Origin of the sequence: Pantoea sp. EKM103V (genome assembly GCF_011800365.1) — a bacterium.
GTDB classification, from domain to species: domain Bacteria; phylum Pseudomonadota; class Gammaproteobacteria; order Enterobacterales; family Enterobacteriaceae; genus Pantoea; species Pantoea anthophila.
Window position 1 is genome coordinate 1 of the sequence record NZ_JAALFQ010000009.1, and the last position, 20,587, is coordinate 20,587.

Here is a 20,587-nt window from a genome sequence, read left to right on the forward strand (position 1 = left end):
CGGTAGCTAAGTGCGGAAAAGATAAGTGCTGAAAGCATCTAAGCACGAAACTTGCCCCGAGATGAGTTCTCCCTGACTCCCAGAGAGTCCTGAAGGGACGTTGAAGACGACGACGTTGATAGGCCGGGTGTGTAAGCGCAGCGATGCGTTGAGCTAACCGGTACTAATGACCCGTGAGGCTTAACCTTACAACGCCAGAGGCGTTTTTGAGAGACACGATTTTCAGTTTGTGACGGATAAAGAATTAGCAGAAGCGAAGAGTGTTTCGTTTCGTGCACCAAGATTTGCCTGGCGGCTTTAGCGCGGTGGTCCCACCTGACCCCATGCCGAACTCAGAAGTGAAACGCCGTAGCGCCGATGGTAGTGTGGGGCCTCCCCATGCGAGAGTAGGGAACTGCCAGGCATTATACAAGTGAAGAAGCCCCGCACTGACGTGCGGGGCTTTTTTACGTCTGAATTCTTCTGTTTTAAACTGAAATGCGGCGCTGATCCTCTGCATTCCTTCACTTTCTGACCCTCCATTTTTCCTGCCTTTATCGCCAGCAAACCGCTGATTTTTCGATAATTAGCGATGCGGCTCACAATAATAATCTCAGATTAGGCCGCCTTTACCTTCCGTGGACTTAAATGCTTTACTCATACTTTAAACGCTGTTGATCAGCAAGGAACAGAGGTAAGGCATGACACCCACAACAAATAAAATGCAGACGGATGATACAAAAAAGCGTATCTGGGCCATCGTCGGTGCGTCATCGGGTAACCTGGTAGAGTGGTTCGACTTTTATGTCTATTCATTCTTCTCACTCTATTTTGCCCACATTTTCTTCCCGCAGGGCGATACCACGACCCAGCTACTCCAGACAGCGGGCGTATTTGCGGCCGGCTTCTTAATGCGTCCGATAGGGGGCTGGCTGTTCGGCTATATCGGCGACAGACATGGCCGAAAAAATTCGATGCTGGTTTCAGTCTGCATGATGTGTTTTGGCTCACTGGTGATCGCCTGCTTACCCGGTTATGCCACCATTGGTGTGGCGGCTCCGGTCATTCTGCTGCTGGCGCGTATGTTTCAGGGCCTGTCGGTAGGGGGCGAGTATGGAACCAGCGCAACCTACATGAGCGAAGTTGCGCTGGAAGGGCGCAAAGGTTTTTACGCCTCATTCCAGTATGTCACGCTGATCGGAGGCCAGTTAGCCGCAGTGCTCACCGTCGTGGTGTTGCAGTTTCTGCTCACCGATGCAGAACTGCGGAGCTGGGGCTGGCGTATTCCGTTCTTCCTTGGTGCGCTGCTCGCCGTTGTTGCGCTCTGGCTGCGCCGATCGCTGGAAGAGACCTCAGATAAAACCAGCCGTGAACATCGCGATGCAGGAAGCGTAATCGGGTTGCTGCGCAATCATACCCGTCCCTTCCTGATGGTGCTGGGTTTCACCGCTGGCGGCTCTCTGAGTTTCTACACGTTCACGACCTATATGCAGAAGTATCTGGTTAACACCTCGGGAATGGATCCTAAGACCGCCAGCGGCCTGATGACCGGCGCACTGCTGGTCTTTATGCTGATCCAGCCCATTATTGGTGCCCTGTCAGATAAAATTGGCCGTCGTACCTCAATGATGATTTTTGGCGCGGGCGCGGCCATCTGTACCGTTCCGATCCTGACGCTGCTGCAAAATGTGCAGAGCCCCGGCGTGGCTTTCGTGTTGATCATGCTGGCGCTGCTAATCACCAGCTTCTACACCGCCATCAGCGGCATCCTTAAAGCCGAAATGTTTCCGCCTCAGGTGCGTGCGCTGGGGGTAGGACTCTCCTATGCGGTCGCCAATGCGATATTCGGTGGGTCGGCCGAGTATGTGGCCTTACTGATGAAGAAGCAGGGCATTGAGACAACCTTCTTCTGGTATGTCTCCGCGATGGGGGCGGTGGCCTTTGTGGTGTCGCTGTTACTGCATAAGCGCGGGAAGGGAATCAGGCTCTGACGCAATTACTGGTTCAGATTCCACGGGGCAATGCCGCTGGCTGTACCGGCGGCATCCCGGGCGAAGCTCCAGCCTGCGCCATCCGATCGGCTCTCATATCCCTCTTTGCCTGCTCCGGGGCCGCAGGATTCACATAGTGCGGCCTCTGAGCAGCAACCTTTTAAAGAATACGGCTGATTAGGCGATCGATACGGATCCGGCGCAGACGGCGGATCAGTTTCCGCACCTTGGCCGGATAATCCGCAATACTTTCGAGTTCACGGAAATGGTTCACCACCGTGGTGTGCTGCCGGATTAACGTCAGCTCCTTCTCACGCTGGGCTGTTAACTCCTGATGCGGATCGTGGATCAGCACCGCATTTTCCAGATCGAGTCGCCATGCGCGCGGATTGAGATTATTACCGGTGATCAGCTGCCACTCATCATCCACCCACATTCCTTTAAGGTGATAGCTGTTCTCGCCATCCTTCCACAACCGCACGACCAGCTGTTCGTTGCTGACGTAGTATTGCAGGCGGCTCAGGAAGCGACGCAGGTTAATCTCATAGAGATAAGGCAGCGCACCAATGATCTTGAAGGGCTGATCGGGGGCGATGTAGAAGTCATTGGCGGTTTTATCCCCCACAATGATCTCAACCTGCTTACCCTGACGCAGCAGATGAATGATATTGCGAACCAGCAGCGCAGGCAGGTTGAAGTAGGGGGTGCAGATAATGAGTTTCTGCTCTGCACAGGGCATCAGGTGGAAAATCGTTTTGTTCAGCAGGCTATGCTTACCCAGTCCCACCAGCGGGGTGACCGCCAGCTCTTCGTTACCCGCATTTCCGTCGAACTGATAGTTAAAGCCACGCAGATCCTGACGAAACTGACGCGTTTCATTTTTGATTTCAGGACTGGAAGGGCGCTCTGCCACGTCGAGCCGGTTAACCGCTTCTGCTGGCTTAAGATTGAGATCGATCCAGGCATACATCGTATCGGTCAGCTGAGCATTGCGGATGATCTGGTAGCGGTCATAGCGATATTTATCATGCTGATGCAGATAGACATCATTAATGCTGGCTCCGCTGTAGATCAGCGTGTCATCAATAATGAAGCCTTTCAGATGGAGCACACCCAGCGCTTCGCGGGTATTAACCGGGATGCCATACACCGGAATCGCAATGTCGGCATGGCGGGTCGCCATTTCGCAATACCAGTCAGCGTTAGTGACGCCTCGCGCGGCACCAATGCGTCCACGCTGTGCACGATGCCAGTCAACCAGAATTGAAATATCCAGTTCCGGACGCGCCTGCTTCGCACGGTAGAGCGCATCCATGATGGCGCGCCCGGCATCATCATTTTCCAGATAGAGCGCAACGATACAGATGCGGGTCTGCGCTGCGGCAATTTTTTCCAGCAGCGTCTCACGAAATTCGGCAGGCGAGTAAAGTGTCGACACATCCGCAACGGATTGTGACAGTTTCGGCAACTGTGCGAGGTGTTGTTGGTGTTTATTACGTTTGAATTTAGACAACATCACAGTGCACTTCTTCTCTGTTCATTGCATGGCCTTTTGCCATCAAATCAGGGTTATAACCATAAATAATAACATTAACTCCGTCGACCCGAACCTTTTTTACCTTTCTCTACAAGGTTAGTTGATCCCCTCCTGTAAAGGCAATTTCAGGCTGACAATACCGTCATCCAGTTGAATATCAACATGAAAGTTAAGTTTTCGTGCCAGCGTAATCATGCCGCGGTTGTGGGGCATGGTGATACCGTTTAATTGTTGCAAGCCGTGATGGCGCGTATAGCGGATCATCTTTTCCAGCAGGCGGCGCCCCATACCCAGCCCTTTGAGGTCTGAACGCACCAGCACCGAGAACTCGGCGTCGATGTTATCGGCATCTGAGATAGCGCGCGTGACGCCGATGATCTCAGGGTGTCCCTGATGCTGACGCACGGCCACAATCGCCATCTCACGGTCATAATCGATTTGCGTCATGTTGGCGAGGTCTTCATGGGTAAACTCATTGATTTCGCTGAAGTAGCGGTAGTAGAGATCCTCTTTCGTGACCTGGCTGATAAAGTCGCGCAGCAGGGGTTCATCTTCAGGCAGGATGGGACGGAACAGGCAGAACTGCCCATCTTTTAATTCGACCTGCTCTTCCAGATGCTGCGGATAAGGGCGGATAGCCAGCCGTGCTTCATTGTCACCGTAGAAAGGGGCCAGCGTCAGGGTGACGTCCAGCAGGGTAAAATCACTACCCGCCGCCAGCAGCGGATGGATATCGAGCCGATCGATTTCCGGGCAGTCGACCACAAGGTTTGAGACCTGCACCAGCAGCTGACTTAACCCGGCGATATCCAGCGGATTCAGGGCGCTGCGGCTGCGGATTTTTCCGCTCTTGATTGCCTGAATCACCAGATAGCGCGCCAGCGTCATGTTGAGCGGTGGCAGCGCAACGGCGGCCTGTTTGTCAGCCTGCCATTCGACGCCGCCTTCGCCCAGCATGATGATCGGGCCAAACAGTGCATCCTGTTCGACCACAACCCGCAGCTCCTGTGCGCCCGCACGGCTTGCCATGCCCTGAACCAGTAGCCCTTCAATACGCGCCTGCGGCAGCGTCTGCCTGACCCGATCGAAAATGGCTTCAGCGGCGCGCTCCACTTCGCTGGCATTGCGCAGGTAGAGCATCACCCCCTGCACCTCCGACTTATGCGCGATATCGGGTGAACGCAGCTTGAGCGCGACCGGATAGCCAATCTGGTCGGCAATCGTTACGGCCGACGCGCTGTCGCTGGCAATCCAGGTCGGCAGCGTGGTCAGCCCGTATGCCTGAAGAACCGGCTGCACTTCGTGCGTATCCAGCGCCGTGATCCCGCGCGCCAGGGCCTGGGAGAGTAACTGGTGAACATGCGCGCTATCCTGCGTCAGCGTCGCGGGGAGGGCAGGGGTTTCGCGCAGCTGCTTCTGGTTACGCCGGTATTCAACCTGATGCATAAACGCGGTGACGGTGCCCTCCGGCGTACGCCAGGTGGGGATTCCCGCCTGGGTAAAGGCGCGTCGTGCCGCCTGCGAAGAGAACTCTCCGCTCCAGTTAGTCAGCAGGGTTACCCGCTTACCGCGCGGGTGACGGGCAAGGGTTTCGATAAGGTGGCTGGCCGTTTCGGTAGGGGGCGCAACCGCGCTTGGCGCATGAATAATCATCAGCGCATCAAAGTCATGACTGTCGAGCAGGATCTCCACACAGGCGGCATAGCGCGCGGGCGTTGCATCATCCTTTAAGTCGAGCGGATTGCCCCGGCCCGCGCCTGCGGGCAGCAGCGCCTCCAGCTGCTGACGGGTCTGTTCGCTGAGCTGTGCCAGTTTGCCGTTGCGGGCATAGAGCTCATCCAGCGCCAGCGCAGCAGGGGCGGCACCATTACTGACGATCATCAGCCGGTCACCCCGCAGCGGCCGCATATGACTCAGCGATTCCACCGCAGAGAAGAGCTCATGGGTATCCTGCACCCGTAGCAACCCGGCACGCTGAATGGCGGCATCCCAGGCCGCATCCAGGCCGCTGTGGGTGCCGAGCAGCGCCTGCGCTTCACGGCTGCGACCGCTCTTGATCACCAGAATCGGCTTGTTGCGGGAGGCACTGCGCGAGGCGGAAACGAAACGGCGTGCGTCACTGAGGTGTTCAAGGTAGAGCAGAATGGCGCTGGTTTTACCGTCGCGCGCCAGGAAGTCGAGCAGGTCGTCGACATCGGTGTCCAGGCTGTCACCCAGCGCGATAAACCAGGAGAACCCGAGGTTACGCTGCTGCGCCCAGTCGAGAATGGTATTCGAGACGGCGGCGGACTGGGAGATAAAGGCGAGTCGGCCTTTGGCTATCGGCACCGGTGAGAAGCTGGCATTTAATCCCTGCCAGGGGGCCAGCAGGCCAAGACTGTTTGGTCCCAGCAGGCGTATCTGCCACTGACTGGCGCACGCTTTAAGTTCAGCAGACTGGCTGGCGGGGGCCGAAAGGATGATGCAGGCCTTGCAGCCTTTTTCACCGAGCTGTTGCAGCAGCGCAAGGTTACGCTTTGAATGGGTGCAGATGACCGCCAGATCCGGCGCGAAAGGCAGGCTGTCGATGGTGGGCCAGGCCAGGACACCGCTGACTGCCTTATATTTCGGCGTCACCGGCAGCACCGGTCCGCTGAATCCGCCCGCCAGCAGGTTTCGCATCATAAAGTAGCCGGCGCGCCCCGGCGTCACCGAGGCACCAATAACCGCAATGGATTTAGGTCGTAACAGCGCTTCCAGCCCACGTTGACTCATCGCGTCCTCCAGAGTTCGGGATTTGCGTGATTGTAAACGCTTTTTGCGGGCCGTGCTTTCGGGCAGATCGCAGCCTGAGCATCCGGCCGCGCAGGCCTCAGGCAACCGGTGAGAAGCGGGGCTGGTTAATCCTGCCCGGCATGATGCGGTTTGCCCGCCAGGTAGGCGGCACGAAAGCGATCAAAATGGTGAGATAATGCGTCTGCCGCGAGCCGATCGCCCGCCTGCTCCAGCAGTGCCGCGGCGACTTCAGCGGTACAGTGCTGACCTGCGCCATGGGCTTCGCGTAGCGTGTAACGCGAAGGGGTAGTGACATTCAGCGACATGACCGGCAGGGCATCGAGCCAGGGGCTTTTGCGGAACATTTTGCGCGCTTCGGTCCAGGTGCCATCCAGCATGATAAACAGCGGCGGTTTCCCCTGCGCGGGCGGCGAGGTCAGCACCTCCCGGCCCGGATCGGCATAGCTGGCCGGAAAGACCACCAGCGGCTGGTAATCGGGATTGCGCACAGCCGCCAGCAGCAGCGGATCGGGCTCGGTGCGTGACCAGCCGAAGGCCTGGGTGTCGGGCAGAATATCGGCAATCAGACGGCCGGTGTTGCTCGGCTTCATCGGCTCGGTATCAAACATCACCAGACAAAAGCGGCTGCGGGCGGCTTGCGGGACGATCTGGCTGCAGAGACAGCTGGCCTCGGGCAGCAGGCAGCCCTGGCAGCGAATGACCCGGTTTCCGCGCGCGAGGAAAGGACGGGTCGCGCGGGCGAGACGTTGGGTGCGCAAGCGCAAAACAGCATTATCAGACATGAGTATTCAGGGCAGGAAAAACGTCAGTGTAATCGAAGCGCAGGCGAAAAGGAAAAGGCCAGCCAGGCTGGCCCGGGAAGATTAAAGGGATTCATCCAGCCATTCGTTAAACGGCGCTTTGGGCATGGCACCATTCAGCATGTCGACCCGCTCGCCGTTTTTAAACAGCATGATAGTCGGGATACTGCGAATGTTGAAGCGGGCGCTCAGCGCCGGTTCCGCTTCGGTGTTCACTTTAATGAAGCGCACTTTACCGCTGCGCTCACTGGCGACATCTTTAAAGACCGGCGCAAAGTTGACGCACGGACCGCACCACGGCGCCCAGAAATCAATCACGACGGGCAGGTCGTCCTGAAGATATTTGTCGAAGGTCGCGGCGGTGGCGTTGACCACTTCACCGTCGAACAGTTCGCTTCCACAGCGTCCGCATTTCGCCGCATCGGCAAGGCGCTCTTCGGGAACGCGATTAGTTGCCTGGCAGGAAGCGCATACCGTATTCATAGGAACCTCTGAAGTTGGAAAGTGTCAGTCTGGTAATTATTGTCCATTATGAAAGGGGAGCGATTTACCCTCAATCTGGATCGCTCTATAGGTTCAATAGTTGATAGCTAAGCGCCGGCACATCAGGTAATCTGCGCGCTCTCAATGCAGGAGGAAGACATGAACGACGAATTTAAAGGCAAAAGCGGTAAGGTTAAGGTGATGTACGTGCGTGGCGAGGATGAAAAGAGCACATCTAATCCTCGTACAGGCAAAGGGGGTTACGCTGCTGCCCGCCAGGATGATAATCGTCGTTCATCGGGTTCCCGTGCAGAACGTAGCCAGGAAGGCGGCCGCTCTGCGGGTCGTCGCAGCGACGACAGCGGACGCAGCGGTTCAGCGCGCCGCGACGAAGGCGGCCGGGGTGCGCCACGCCGCTCGGGTGAGGGTTCAGGCCGTCGCAACGAGCGCTCCGACGATCGTAGCTACGGCAGCAGCGACTCTCCATGGCGGACCGTGTCACGCGCGCCTTCTGCCGATCGCACCGCGACGTCAGAAAGCGACAAGCCGGATCACGGCGGCATCAGCGGCAAGAGCTTCGTCGATCCGGAGCAGATTCGCCGTCAGCGTAACGAAGAGACGCGCGTCTATGGTGAGAACGCCTGTCAGGCCCTGTTCCAGAGCCGCCCGGAAGCGATTGTCCGCGCCTGGTTTGTGCAGGAAGTGACACCGCGTTTCCGCGAAACCCTGCGCTGGCTGGCGGCCAACCGCAAAGCCTATCATGTGGTTGAAGATGCAGAGATCACCAAAGCCTCCGGCACTGAGCATCATGGCGGCGTCTGCTTCCTGATCAAAAAGCGCATGGGTATGGCGGTTTCTGAGTGGCTGGGTCAGGCGAATGCCAAAGATTGTGTACTGGCACTGGAAGATGTCAGCAACCCGCATAACCTCGGCGCAATCATGCGCAGCTGCGCGCACTTTGGCGTGAAAGGTCTGCTGGTCAACGACGCCTCTCTGCTGGAGTCCGGTGCGGCGGTGCGTACCGCAGAGGGCGGAGCCGAGCATGTGCAGGCGATCAGCGGTGCCACCTTCAGTGAAGGTCTGGAAGCGTTTCGCAAAGCGGGTTACACCATCGTCACCACCTCCAGCCATCAGGGTACGCCTCTGGCTCAGGCTGAGCTGCCGGAAAAAATGGTGCTGGTGTTAGGTCAGGAGCGCGAAGGTCTCTCTGACACGGCGTTTCAGCAGGGGGATATGAGCGTGTCGATTGGCGGCACCGGCAACGTCGAGAGCCTTAACGTCTCGGTTGCCACCGGCGTGCTGCTCGCCGAATGGTGGCGTCAGAACGCATAAAAAAACGGGCCGAAAGGCCCGTTTTGCTTTGTCTCATCAGTGCGCGCCACCGCCACCGCCGCCCGCGCCAAAAGGCGGACGGGCAAACCAGATCAGCACCAGCAGGATCAGAAATACCCCCGCCGACGCCCAGAAAATTTCATTCGCTGAAATAATCAGTCCCTGGTTAGTGATCTGCTGCGCGATCCAGGCCGACGCCTGTTGCTGCGTCATCCCCATGCCCTCCAGCTGGCTGTACATCTGCTGCGAATTGACGTTGTACGGGGTAATCGACTCCGTCAGATAGCTGTGATGCATTGACTCGCGATTGGTCCACATGGTGGTGGTAATCGACGTACCGACTGACCCGGCAAAGGTTCGCAGGAAGTTTGACAGGCTGGATGCCGCCGCCAGACGCTCCGGGGGAAGGCCCGACAGCGTGATGGTGGTCAGCGGCATAAAGAAGCAGGCCACGGCAAAGCCCTGAATAAACTGCGGCCAGGCGGAAGCGCCGAAGTCCATACCCGGTTCAAACGTCCAGGCGCGCCAGTAGAAGCAGACCGCATACATAATGAAACTGAAGGTGACCAGCCGTCGCATGTCGAGCTTGTGGGCGAAGCGACCGATAATCGGCGACAGGATTACGGGGATGATCCCCACCGGCGCAGAGGCCAGACCGGCCCAGGTCGCGGTATAGCCGTAGACCTCCTGCAGCAGCTGCGGCAGCAGCACAATCGAGCCAAAGTAGAGCATGTAAGCCAGACTGATCGACAGGCAGCCGATGGTGAAATTGCGCGACTTAAACAGCGACAGGTCGATGATCGGATGATCGTCCGTCAGCTCCCACACCAGCAGCACGGAGAGCGCAATCACGGCCACTACCCCCAGCACGATGATCTCCGTCGAGCTGAACCAGTCGAGCTCTTTCCCGCGATCGAGCATCACCTGCAGACAGCCGATCCCGACGACCAGCAGCACCAGGCCGACCGTATCGATGGGGCGAATTTCAGTTTTGGTTTCCCGGCCTCGCAGCGTCTGCAGCGTCAGCATCACCACCACCGCACCAATCGGTACGTTGATGAAGAAGATCCAGCCCCAGTGATAGTTGTCGCTGATCCAGCCGCCCAGAATCGGGCCGCAGATCGGCGCTACGATCACCGTCATCGCCCACAGCGACAGCGCGATACTGCGTTTAGCGGGCGGATAGTTGCTGAGCAACAGACTTTGCGACAGCGGGATCAGCGGACCCGCCACGATCCCCTGCAGGATACGGAAGAAGATCAGCATCTCCAGGCTCTCTGACATGCCGCACGCCCAGGAGGCGACAGCAAACAGAATGGTCGCCCAGGTAAAGAGCTTCACTTCACCGATGCGTTTGGCCAGCCAGCCGGTCAGGGGGATCGAAATCGCATTGGCTACGCCAAACGAGGTGATCACCCAGGTTCCCTGCGAGTTAGACGCGCCCAGGTTCCCGGCAATGGTGGGGATAGCCACGTTGGCGATGGTCGAGTCCAGCACCTGCATGAACGTGGCCAGCGACAGCGCCACGGTCATCAGGACCAGCGGCATCCCTTCAAGCGGTTTTTGTGCCATTACAGCCTCCGCGCCATCATCCGGCGTTGGCGCGGACGATGTCGGTGATCAGTTTATTGACCGGCGCAAGGTCAATCGCCAGGGCGTTGCTGCTGTAAGCGGCCTGCTGCCGGACACTGTTCGCCAGCGTAATGCCCTCTTTGCTGGTGGTATCGATCTTCACCAGCGTTGAGAGGCCAATACGCAGGGGATGTCTGGCGATATCGTCCTGATTCAGTTCGATTCGCACCGGCAGGCGCTGAACCACCTTAATCCAGTTACCGGTGGCATTCTGGGCGGGCAGCAGCGAGAAGGCACTGCCGGTGCCCATATCCAGACCGGCGACTTTGCCGTGATAGACCACATCATCACCATAGATATCAGCGACTACGGTAGCGGGCTGACCAATACGCACGCCAGCCAGCTGTGTCTCTTTAAAGTTGGCGTCGACCCACAGATTGGTTGCCGGAACAACGGCCAGCAGCGGGGTGCTGGTGGAGATTTGTGAACCCACCTGAACGCTGCGGCGGGAGACATAACCGTCCATCGGGCTGCGGATGTCGGTTCGCTGCAGGGCCAGCCAGGCATCACGCAGTTCAGCGGCGCTCTGCTGCACCGCAGGCTGATTTTCCAGCGTGGTATTGAGGATCATCGCCTGATTGGCATTGTATTGCTGAACGGCAACGTCCAGCTGCGCTTTGGCGGTCGCCACGGCGTCGCGGGCGTGCTGCAGCTCTTCACGGCCAATCAGATTAGCGGCACCCAGGGGCTCCCGGCGTTTCAGGTCAGCCTGCGCCTGGGCCAGAGCGGTCTGCTGCAGGGTGATGCTGGCTTCATACTGCTTACCGTTGATCATCAGCTGATGCGTCTGACGCACGCTGGTGGCGAGGGCCGTCTGCGCTTTTTCAAACGCCTGCTCGGCATCGGTCTTATCCAGGGAAACCAGCACATCGCCTTTTTTGACGTAGTCGGTATCTTCAAACCAGACTTTATTGACGCTGCCGGAGACCTGGGCCATCACCTGCACCTGATTACCGGCAACGTAGGCATCATCCGTTTCCTGAAAATGGCGCAGTACCAGGAACCAGTAAACACCCCAGGCAATCCCAATCAGCACAAAGATCAGCGCCAGCACAATGAGCACACTTTTGCGCTTCTTCTTTTTGTTGCTGACTGACGGTTGCGGGCTCTGTGCTTCTGCCGTTGCACTCATGTCTTTCTCCACGTATTCCATTGAGTCGGGTAGGGGCAGGGATCCCTGTCCGCCGGCGCCCGAGTCGAAAAAGCCAGCGACTGAGCGCTGGCCAGATAAAAAAGGAACTTAAAATAACGATTCCGACAGGTGATTGTGTCGCACTTATTGCTATCAGCGGGACAGTGAGGCGATCAGCTGATCTTCATCCATTTTGTCGAGGCGATTAAGCAGCTTGCGGGTAATCCCTTCCAGCTGCGACTTCTCATCAACCGACAGCGAAGACCAGAGATATTGCAGGCTCTGATGCTGCGGGGGCAGCAGCTGACGCAGGAACTCCATGCCTTTGTCGGTCAGATGCAGGTGCAGGCAGCGGCGGTCGTGATCGCTTTCGCGACGCTCAATCCAGCCGCGTTTTTCCAGCTCATCAGCAATGCGCGTAGCATTGGTGCGTGACGAGCCGAGGGCCGAGCTGAGTTCCGAAGGCTGAATGCTGTGATTTTCCTGAGCATCCAGCGTGATCAGCGCCATAAACAGGGTTTCGTTGATCCCCTGTGCTTTCAACATCTTATTACGATTGTCCAGCAGTTTACCCTGCATATGCATACAGAGACGCGTCAGGATAATTTCCTGTAACGGAAAATCCTTATGGCGATTGGCACGGATGTTTAGCATCTGCTCAATGGGAGTAAACGAACTTTCCATTAAAAAAAACCTCACTAATTGCAACTTGTATAATAACTATGGTGACAGGCTAAGCGTAGTCACTTTTCGGCAGGTGATCGCTGACCGACGCACGCTGCACCATTAAAGGTGTTCCAGGCCATTCCCTGGCCCTGGGTCAAAAACCCGTCCGCCCGGCGGCAGCCGCAGTGCCAGAGCGTTATCAAAAAGGGGGCAAATTTAATAATATCGCGAGGAAAAATAACTGAAGTGAATAGGTTTGCTGCTAACCATAACAAACCTAACCATTTGTGACCAGATGCAATCCGCTTTCCGGACAGAGTTCAGTGAATTTTTCGGGTTCAGCATGCGATCCGCCGGCCCCCACCCGACCCGGCAGACCGATTTCACCCTCTGAGACGTGACAGGGTGCTCCGGCGAGCCTGACAGAGAGGGAAGAGTGCTGAGCAATCGTATGAGCAGGGGCTGAACGTCGTCGTTGCTGGCCACGCAGAGGCCGGTGGCTACCGACAGCGGGAGCACTGAAACGGGCGTCAGACCCTGACGGGGCGCAGGCATAAACTGTGTCGTTCGCTAATAATCATTTGAGGTTAATAATAACTCAAAAAACTATTTCACACGCATGTTTATTAACAGGCCATACCAGTCATAGCAAGAGGTTTAAACCTCGGTAGAGGATTTACGGGTGACGTTATGCGAACAGGCTCAGGAAGCATACGCCTTTCGCAAAGACGCAAAAGATGCCATCCATGGCAGGCTCAGCGCGGGCCATCCCTGGCCCGCTATGCTTTGCTACAGGCGTATGCTCCCATCGCTTTGAGTTTTGGCGCCGTCTGAATGAAGAAACGCTTTCAGATCACGACGACCTGCCCGCCATCAGAAGTTCCAGTCCTCATCTTCCGTCTCGACCGCCTTACCCATCACATAGGATGAGCCCGAACCCGAGAAGAAGTCGTGGTTTTCATCTGCGTTGGGTGACAGCGCTGACAGAATGGCCGGATTCACCGCCGTCAGCTCCGCCGGGAACAGCGCCTCGTAGCCGAGGTTCATCAGGGCCTTGTTGGCGTTGTAGTGCAGAAAAGTCTTCACCTCCTCCACCCAGCCGACATCACCATACAGCGCCTCGGTATAAGCCACTTCATTCTCATACAATGCCAGCAGCAGATCGTATGCGAACTGCTGCAGCGCTTCGCGGCGCTGATCGTCCACCGTCGCCAGCGCCTGCTGGAACTTGTAGCCAATGTAATAACCGTGCACCGCCTCATCACGAATAATCAGGCGGATCAGATCCGCGGTGTTGGTCAGCTTGCCGCGACTCGACCAGTACATCGGCAGCCAGAAGCCGGAATAGAACAAAAACGACTCCAGGAAAACGCTGGCGATTTTTTTCTTCAGCGGATCGTCGGCCTGATAGTGTTCCAGAATGATGCGCGCCTTGTTCTGCAGCGGCGCATTCTCTTCGCTCCACTGATAGGCGGCATCCACATCCTGCGTGTTGCACAGGGTTGAGAAGATGGAGCTGTAGGAGCGGGCATGCACCGCCTCCATAAAGCTGATATTTGACAGCACCGCCTCTTCATGCGGGGTTATCGCATCGCCCATCAGTCCCGGCGCACCGATCACGTTCTGAATGGTATCCAGCAGCGTCAGACCGGTAAAAACCCGGATGGTCAGCTGCTGCTGCTGTTTATCCAGCGTCTGCCAGGCAGGCAGGTCATTGGAGAGCGGCACTTTCTCCGGCAGCCAGAAGTTGCTGGTGAGACGGTTCCAGACCTCAAGATCTTTCTCATCCTGAAGACGGTTCCAGTTAATGGCCTGAATCTGTTTTAGTTGCATAGTGTTTATCACAGGGAGCAGGAGACGCAGCCCTGAACCTCCGTGCCCTGAAGCGCCATCTGGCGCAGTCGAATGTAATAGAGCGTTTTGATGCCTTTCTTCCACGCGTAAATCTGTGCTTTGTTGATGTCACGGGTGGTGACGTCGTCGCGGAAAAAGAGCGTCAGCGACAGCCCCTGATCAACGTGCTGAGTCGCCTCTGCATAGGTATCAATAATCGCTTCCGGCCCAATCTGATACGCATCCTGATAGAGATGCAGATTCTCATTGGTCATGAACGGCGCGGGATAGTAGACGCGTCCGGTTTTGCCCTCTTTGCGGATCTCGATCGGCGAAACAATCGGATGGATGCTGGAGGTGGCGTGGTTGATGTAGGAGATCGAACCGGTCGGCGGGATCGCCTGCAGGTTCTGATTAAACAGCCCGTGCTGCATTACCGCAGCGCGCAGCGCCTGCCAGTCCGCCCGGGTCGGCAGCGTCACGCCGGCGTCGGCAAACAGTTTTGTCACCCGTTCGGTGCGCGGCAGCCATTCGCGCTGCAGATATTTGTCGAAATAGACGCCGCTGGCGTACTGCGAATCAGCAAAACCGTCGAAGGTCTGCTGACGCTCCTGTGCGAGCTGATTAGAGGTGCGCAGCGCGTAATAGGTGATGCAGTAAAAGTAGAGGTTGGTGAAATCGAGCGCTTCCGGCGAACCGTAGACGATGCCTTCCCGCGCCAGATAGCCGTGCAGGTTCATCTGACCCAGGCCAATCGCGTGCGACCGCCGGTTTCCTTCGGCGACCGACGGCACCGACGCGATCTCACTCATCATCGACACCGAAGTCAGGGCGCGTACCGCCACCTCCACGGTGCGCGCCAGATCGCGGGAATCCATGGCGTGGGCAATATTGAGTGAGCCAAGATTGCAGGAGATATCTTTACCGACCCGGCGATAGCTGAGATCGTCAAAGTACTCGCTGGCGCTGTTCACCTGCAGGATCTCTGAACAGAGGTTGCTCATATTGATACGACCGGCAATCGGATTGCTGCGGTTCACGCTGTCCTCAAACATGATGTAGGGGTAGCCCGATTCAAACTGAATCTCGGCCAGCGTCTGGAAGAAGTCACGCGGCTGAATCCAGGTTTTGCGGATGCGATCGTCGGCCAGCATCTCGTCATACTTCTCGCTGATGCTGATATCGCCAAAGGCCTGGCCGTAAATGCGCTCAACATCGTAGGGCGAGAACAGCGCCATCGGCTGGTTCTCTTTCGCCAGCCGGAACGTGACATCGGGGATCACCACACCCAGCGACAGGGTCTTGATGCGGATCTTCTCATCGGCGTTTTCGCGCTTGGTGTCGAGAAAGCGGAAAATATCGGGATGGTGCGCGTTCAGCCATACCGCGCCTGCGCCCTGACGAGCGCCCAGCTGATTGGCATAGGAGAAGGCATCCTCCAGCATCTTCATGACCGGGATGACGCCCGACGATTGGTTTTCGATACGCTTGATGGGCGCACCGGACTCACGCAGGTTGGAGAGTAAAAAGGCGACGCCGCCGCCGCGCTTTGAGAGCTGTAGCGCGGAGTTCACGGCACGGCCGATGGACTCCATGTTGTCTTCGATGCGCAGCAGGAAGCAGGAGACCAGCTCGCCACGCTGCTGCTTGCCGCAGTTGAGAAAGGTGGGCGTGGCAGGTTGGAAGCGGCCGCTGAGGATCTCCTCCAGCAGCGCACGCGCCAGGGTTTCATCGCCCTGAGCCAGCGTCAGCGCCACCATGCAGGCGCGCTGTTCAAAGGTTTCCAGATAGCGTTTGCCGTCGAAGGTCTTCAGCGTGTAGCTGGTGTAGTACTTCCAGGCACCCAGGAAGGTTTTGAACTCAAATCCCCACGTCTCCGCCACCTCATGCAGCGCAAGCAGGAAGTCGAAATCGTACTGGTTAAGCACCTCAGCTTCGTAATAGCTCTCCGCCACCAGATAGCGTAAACGCTCGGCGCGGCTGGCAAACTTCACCGTGTTCGGCTCCACATGCTGCAGATGAAACTGACGGGTCGCTTCGCGATCCTTTTCGAACTGGATGCGCCCCTCCGCGTCATAGAGGTTGAGCATGGCGTTGAGCGCGTGATAGTCGAGCGTCACGCCGTTGAGGGTGTCTGTTGTTGCCAAAATTGGGTTACTCCCGCTTTAACGTTCGCGATGTCGTCCGGGGTTCCCATCAGCTCGAAACGATAGAGCAGGGGAACCTGACATTTTTTTGCAATGATGCTGCCTGCCAGGCAGTAACCGGCGCCGAAGTTCCGGTTGCCCGCGGCGATGACGCCACGAATTTCCCGCCGGTTGGCCTCATCATTAAGAAACTGAATCACCTGACCGGGTACGGCACCGCGACTGCTGCCACCGCCATAGCTGGGCACGACCAGAATATAGGGCTGGTCGATATGCAGCGTCTGACGGGCATCAAGCGGGATGCGCCGGGCTGGCAGGCCAAGGCGCGTCACAAACCGGTGGGTGTTTTCCGACTGGCTGGAAAAATAGACCAGCGGGAACATGCGTTTATCCCCCGACAGCGGACAGCGTGCGCAGGGAGGCGATTTTGTCCGGGCGGAAGCCGCTCCAGTGATCGTTATCCGCCATCACCACCGGCACCTGGCGATAACCCAGGGATTTCAGGTTGTCGATCGCCTCGGGCTGGCTGTCGAGATTGATGAGCTGATAGGTCAGACCCTGACGGTCCATCGCACTCTTCGTGGCATTGCACTGGACACAGTTATCTTTAGTGTAAATAATAATGCGCATGATTCGTATTTCCCTCTGTATGCGGTTCGGGTGCCCGGCAATAACGCCGCCCGCCTGATTTACGGGCTTCATTCTGGCGGACATCGGGTGTCAGAATGATAGGTTAAATACTAGATGTAGGGGTTTTGGTGGTCAAGCCCACCACATATAGGGTTTTATGATTTGCATTTGCGCAACACGGCCAAAGCCAGCAGGCGTGCGCCCTGCGACGCGGAAAAAATCTTTTGTAAATTTTACGGGCCGGATAACGGGCAAAAAAAAGCCCCGCACGGGGCAGGGCTCAGAAGATTTTTCGCGCTTAGCGGCGTGAGGCCAGCAGGACACCCACCACGATACCGAAAGCGGCACCGATACCGACACCGTGCCACGGCTTGTCATGCACATAGGTATCAACCTGTGCACCGGCATCACGGGCAACCTGGGTCACACGGTTGCTGCCACCATTCAGTTTAGAACGGGTCTGCTTCAGCAGTTTTTCTGCCTGACTGCGGGCAGAGTCCACTTCGTCTTTGGCATCACTGCCGTAAGATTTCAACAGCGCTTCCAGTGAATTGGCCAGTTCGTTAACGTCCTGATTGATATCAATGTCATCGTTTTTTACAGTGCGATTAAACATTTTTTGGCTCCCTTTGATTTAAAAACGTAATACTAGTGTAGACGACCTTGAGATAAACGAGACGCGGGAGGGGGCTTTAGGGAAAATTCCGAATGCCCGCTCTGTCATGCTGATGTAAGGTTGCGAAGCTTTTGAAAGAGGAGAGGATCGAGCATGTATTTACGACCAGATGAGGTAGCGCGCGTACTGGAAAAAGCGGGTTTCGAAATGGATCAGATTACCCCACGGGCCTATGGCTATCGCCGGGGGGAGAACTATGTCTATGTGAATCGCGAAGCGCGTATGGGGCGCATGGCATTAGTGATTCATCCGACCCTGAAAGAGAAGAGCCAGCCGTTCGCTGAGCCGGCGTCTGAAATGAAAACCTGCGATCACTACACCCAATTCCCTCTCTACCTGGCGGGTGATTCACAGGAACATTACGGCATCCCGCACGGATTCAGTTCCCGCATGGCGCTGGAACGCTACATTCAGAGCGTTTTCGGCTGAGGCATCAGGCCCCGCCGCGACGGGGCACTGACGCGCATGACCCCGCTCCCTGTTCTCCTGCCGTTGCAATTCCCGGCTGTGACGCGTATAAATTTGTCCCTTATAGATGTTTAGACGTCCATACGGATAAAATTGATGAGCGAACAGCCAACTTCCCCGCAGCAACAATTTAAACGCACCATGAAAGTCCGCCATCTGGTGATGTTATCGCTGGGCGGTGTCATCGGCACCGGCCTCTTTTTCAACACCGGCTATATCATCTCCACCACCGGGGCCGCAGGCACGCTGCTCGCCTATCTGATTGGGGCGCTGGTGGTCTGGCTGGTGATGGTCTGTCTGGGTGAACTGTCGGTGGCGATGCCGGAAACGGGCGCGTTCCACGTCTATGCGGCGCGTTATCTCAGTCCGGCGACCGGCTACACCGTGGCCTGGCTCTACTGGCTGACCTGGACGGTGGCGCTGGGCTCCAGCCTGACGGCGGCGGGCTTCTGTATGCAGTACTGGTTCCCGCAGGTGCCGGTGTGGGTCTGGTGCCTGGTATTCTGCTGCGCCATCTATCTGCTGAACGTGGTTTCTGCCCGCTTCTTCGCCGAAGGGGAGTTCTGGTTCTCGCTAATCAAGGTGGTCACCATCATCGCCTTTATCCTGCTCGGCGCGGCGGCGATGTTTGGCTTTATCCCGATGAAAGATGGCACGCCTGCACCCGGTCTGAGTAACCTCACGGCGCACGGCTGGCTGCCCAACGGCGTGCTGCCTATCCTGATGACCATGGTGGCGGTGAACTTTGCCTTCTCCGGCACCGAGTTGATCGGGATTGCCGCCGGTGAAACCCAGCAGCCGCAGAAGGTACTGCCGCTGGCGATTCGTACCACGGTGGCCCGATTAATCCTCTTTTTCATCGGCACGGTGCTGGTGCTGGCGGCGCTGATCCCGATGGATCAGGCCGGTATTGTGAAAAGCCCGTTTGTGCTGGTGTTTGAAAAGATCGGTGTGCCCTGGGCCGCGGATATCATCAACTTCGTGATCCTGACGGCCATTCTGTCAGCGGCCAACTCCGGCCTCTATGCGTCGGGACGTATGCTCTGGTCGCTGGCTAATGAAAACACGCTGCCACGTGCCTTTGCGAAGGTGAACCGACGTGGTGTGCCGCTGCTGGCGCTGACCGTCAGCATGATCGGCGGCCTGCTGGCGCTGATCTCCAGCGTGGTCGCGCCTGACACGGTATTTGTGGCGCTGTCGGCCATCTCCGGCTTTGCCGTGGTGGCGGTCTGGCTCAGCATCTGCGCCTCGCACTTTGTGTTCCGTCGCCGTCACCTTCAGCAGGGCAAATCGCTGGCCGATCTCGCCTACCGCGCGCCGCTCTATCCGCTGACGCCTGTTCTCGGCTTCCTGCTCTGCCTGCTGGCGTGCGTCGGCCTGGCGTTTGATCCGACACAGCGCATCGCCCTGTGGTGTGGCATCCCGTTTGTGCTGTTCTGCTACGCCGCGTACCATCTGACCCACAAATCATCCCCGAAGCCTGAGGAGGCCAATGATGTCGTATAACCCTGTCGCGCAGGCTTTAACAGAGTCACCGCTGCTGATTCTGGATGGCGCGCTGGCCACCGAGCTGGAAGCGCGCGGCTGTCAGCTTGCCGATGCCTTGTGGTCGGCCAAAGTGCTGATGGAGGATCCTGAGCTGATCTATCAGGTGCACTACGACTACTTTGTGGCGGGTGCCCGCTGCGCCATCACCGCCAGCTACCAGGCGACCCCGCAGGGCTTTGCCACGCGTGGCCTGAGTGAGGAAGCGTCGCTGGCGCTGATCGCCCGCAGTGTTGAACTGGCGCAGCGCGCCCGTCACGACTATCTGGCGGTGCGGCCCGATGCGAAAACGCTGCTGGTGGCAGGCTCGGTGGGGCCTTATGGCGCTTTCCTGGCGGACGGATCGGAGTATCGCGGGGATTATGCGCTGCTGGAAGCGGAGATGATGGCGTTCCACCGCCCGCGCGTGCAGGCGCTACTGGCGGCAGGAGCCGATCTGCTGGCCTGTGAAACCCTGCCTTCCTTTGCCGAGGCGCAGGCGCTGGTGAAGCTGCTGGCTGAGTTCCCTGACGCCCGCGCATGGTTCTCGTTTACGCTGCGTGACGCCGGACACATCAGCGACGGCACGCCGCTGGCAGAGGTGGTGAGCTGGCTGAATCAGCAGCCACAGGTAGTGGCGCTGGGGGTCAACTGCGTGGCGCTGGAGAGCGTAACGCCCGCCCTGCAGCAGTTGCAGACCCTGACCGACAAACCGCTGGTGGTCTATCCCAACTCCGGCGAGCAGTATGATGCCGGCAGCAAAACCTGGCATTCTGCGCCGTCGGGCTGCACCCTGCATGACAAGCTGGCCGAGTGGCAACAGGCGGGTGCCCGGCTGATTGGCGGCTGCTGCCGCACCTCACCGGGCGACATCGCGGCCATCGCCCGCACTTGTCAACCGCAATAAGCTGCCGGAATCGGGCGATGATAGCCCGATTGAGGCGGAGAGGGAGGACTACACTCTGATCACTGATCACTCTGT

General features: G+C 57.6%; 17 protein-coding genes and 2 rRNA genes. 7 read left to right on the forward strand and 12 right to left on the reverse strand.

Annotated features, from left to right (window positions below):
- The 3 genes from HFD97_RS16485 to HFD97_RS16495 form a co-directional block, all read left to right on the forward strand.
- Positions 1–188: ribosomal RNA gene (locus tag HFD97_RS16485) — 23S ribosomal RNA — on the forward strand; the annotation flags it as partial.
- Positions 189–287: 99 nt separating this feature from the next.
- A 5S ribosomal RNA gene (rrf, locus tag HFD97_RS16490) occupies positions 288–403 on the forward strand.
- Between the two features lie 277 nt (positions 404–680).
- Entirely contained in the window at positions 681–1,970 is a 1,290-nt protein-coding gene (locus HFD97_RS16495) for an MFS family transporter (RefSeq protein ID WP_140923259.1), read from the forward strand.
- A gap of 160 nt (positions 1,971–2,130) precedes the next feature.
- On the opposite strand, the gene pssA is transcribed toward HFD97_RS16495, so the two are convergent.
- From pssA to trxC, 4 genes are all read right to left on the reverse strand, one after another.
- Positions 2,131–3,486 carry a CDP-diacylglycerol--serine O-phosphatidyltransferase gene (pssA, locus tag HFD97_RS16500; RefSeq protein ID WP_154927807.1) on the reverse strand — a complete coding sequence of 452 codons (1,356 nt, stop codon included), beginning with the start codon at positions 3,484–3,486 and terminating at the stop codon, positions 2,131–2,133.
- 117 nt (positions 3,487–3,603) lie between these two features.
- Complete coding sequence (locus HFD97_RS16505; protein ID WP_167431242.1) at positions 3,604–6,261, reverse strand: bifunctional acetate--CoA ligase family protein/GNAT family N-acetyltransferase; 2,658 nt, start codon at positions 6,259–6,261, stop codon at positions 3,604–3,606.
- Positions 6,262–6,386: 125 nt separating this feature from the next.
- Positions 6,387–7,064: a tRNA-uridine aminocarboxypropyltransferase gene (locus HFD97_RS16510; protein WP_046102408.1), complete on the reverse strand. Its 678-nt coding sequence runs from the start codon at positions 7,062–7,064 to the stop codon at positions 6,387–6,389.
- An 81-nt stretch (positions 7,065–7,145) separates the two neighbouring features.
- The gene (gene trxC / locus HFD97_RS16515) at positions 7,146–7,565 is read right to left on the reverse strand and encodes a thioredoxin TrxC (RefSeq protein ID WP_009088541.1); all 420 of its coding nucleotides are present in this window, start codon (positions 7,563–7,565) and stop codon (positions 7,146–7,148) included.
- Between the two features lie 159 nt (positions 7,566–7,724).
- On the opposite strand from trxC, the gene HFD97_RS16520 reads away from it, so the two are divergent.
- On the forward strand, positions 7,725–8,897 hold the full coding sequence (locus tag HFD97_RS16520) for a tRNA/rRNA methyltransferase (protein ID WP_167431243.1): 1,173 nt from the start codon (positions 7,725–7,727) through the stop codon (positions 8,895–8,897).
- 36 nt (positions 8,898–8,933) lie between these two features.
- On the opposite strand, the gene emrB is transcribed toward HFD97_RS16520, so the two are convergent.
- The 8 genes from emrB to HFD97_RS16560 all read right to left on the reverse strand — a co-directional run bounded on the left by emrB (position 8,934) and on the right by HFD97_RS16560 (position 17,553).
- Positions 8,934–10,469, reverse strand: coding sequence for a multidrug efflux MFS transporter permease subunit EmrB (gene emrB, locus HFD97_RS16525; protein ID WP_046102406.1), 1,536 nt, complete (start codon positions 10,467–10,469; stop codon positions 8,934–8,936).
- 16 nt (positions 10,470–10,485) lie between these two features.
- Positions 10,486–11,661 carry a multidrug efflux MFS transporter periplasmic adaptor subunit EmrA gene (emrA, locus tag HFD97_RS16530; protein ID WP_009088548.1) on the reverse strand — a complete coding sequence of 392 codons (1,176 nt, stop codon included), beginning with the start codon at positions 11,659–11,661 and terminating at the stop codon, positions 10,486–10,488.
- A 153-nt stretch (positions 11,662–11,814) separates the two neighbouring features.
- Positions 11,815–12,345: a transcriptional repressor MprA gene (gene mprA, locus HFD97_RS16535; RefSeq protein ID WP_003850381.1), complete on the reverse strand. Its 531-nt coding sequence runs from the start codon at positions 12,343–12,345 to the stop codon at positions 11,815–11,817.
- A gap of 855 nt (positions 12,346–13,200) precedes the next feature.
- On the reverse strand, positions 13,201–14,160 hold the full coding sequence (gene nrdF, locus HFD97_RS16540) for a class 1b ribonucleoside-diphosphate reductase subunit beta (protein ID WP_009088550.1): 960 nt from the start codon (positions 14,158–14,160) through the stop codon (positions 13,201–13,203).
- An 8-nt stretch (positions 14,161–14,168) separates the two neighbouring features.
- The gene (gene nrdE, locus HFD97_RS16545) at positions 14,169–16,307 is read right to left on the reverse strand and encodes a class 1b ribonucleoside-diphosphate reductase subunit alpha (protein WP_167431244.1); all 2,139 of its coding nucleotides are present in this window, start codon (positions 16,305–16,307) and stop codon (positions 14,169–14,171) included.
- Complete coding sequence (gene nrdI / locus HFD97_RS16550) at positions 16,277–16,690, reverse strand: class Ib ribonucleoside-diphosphate reductase assembly flavoprotein NrdI (protein WP_009088554.1); 414 nt, start codon at positions 16,688–16,690, stop codon at positions 16,277–16,279. Before nrdI ends, nrdE begins: the two co-directional genes overlap by 31 nt.
- 4 nt (positions 16,691–16,694) lie before the next feature.
- Entirely contained in the window at positions 16,695–16,937 is a 243-nt protein-coding gene (nrdH, locus tag HFD97_RS16555; RefSeq protein ID WP_009088556.1) for a glutaredoxin-like protein NrdH, read from the reverse strand.
- 298 nt (positions 16,938–17,235) lie between these two features.
- Positions 17,236–17,553 carry a DUF883 family protein gene (locus HFD97_RS16560; protein ID WP_167431245.1) on the reverse strand — a complete coding sequence of 106 codons (318 nt, stop codon included), beginning with the start codon at positions 17,551–17,553 and terminating at the stop codon, positions 17,236–17,238.
- Between the two features lie 153 nt (positions 17,554–17,706).
- Here HFD97_RS16560 and HFD97_RS16565 point away from each other — a divergent pair, with 153 nt between their 5' ends.
- The 3 genes from HFD97_RS16565 to mmuM all read left to right on the forward strand — a co-directional run bounded on the left by HFD97_RS16565 (position 17,707) and on the right by mmuM (position 20,512).
- Positions 17,707–18,042, forward strand: coding sequence for a DUF2002 family protein (locus HFD97_RS16565; protein ID WP_009088560.1), 336 nt, complete (start codon positions 17,707–17,709; stop codon positions 18,040–18,042).
- A 135-nt stretch (positions 18,043–18,177) separates the two neighbouring features.
- Positions 18,178–19,587, forward strand: a complete 1,410-nt coding sequence (gene mmuP / locus HFD97_RS16570) for an S-methylmethionine permease (RefSeq protein ID WP_009088562.1) — start codon at positions 18,178–18,180, stop codon at positions 19,585–19,587.
- Entirely contained in the window at positions 19,577–20,512 is a 936-nt protein-coding gene (gene mmuM, locus HFD97_RS16575) for a homocysteine S-methyltransferase (protein ID WP_167431246.1), read from the forward strand. Before mmuP ends, mmuM begins: the two co-directional genes overlap by 11 nt.
- Positions 20,513–20,587: the final 75 nt, after the last annotated feature.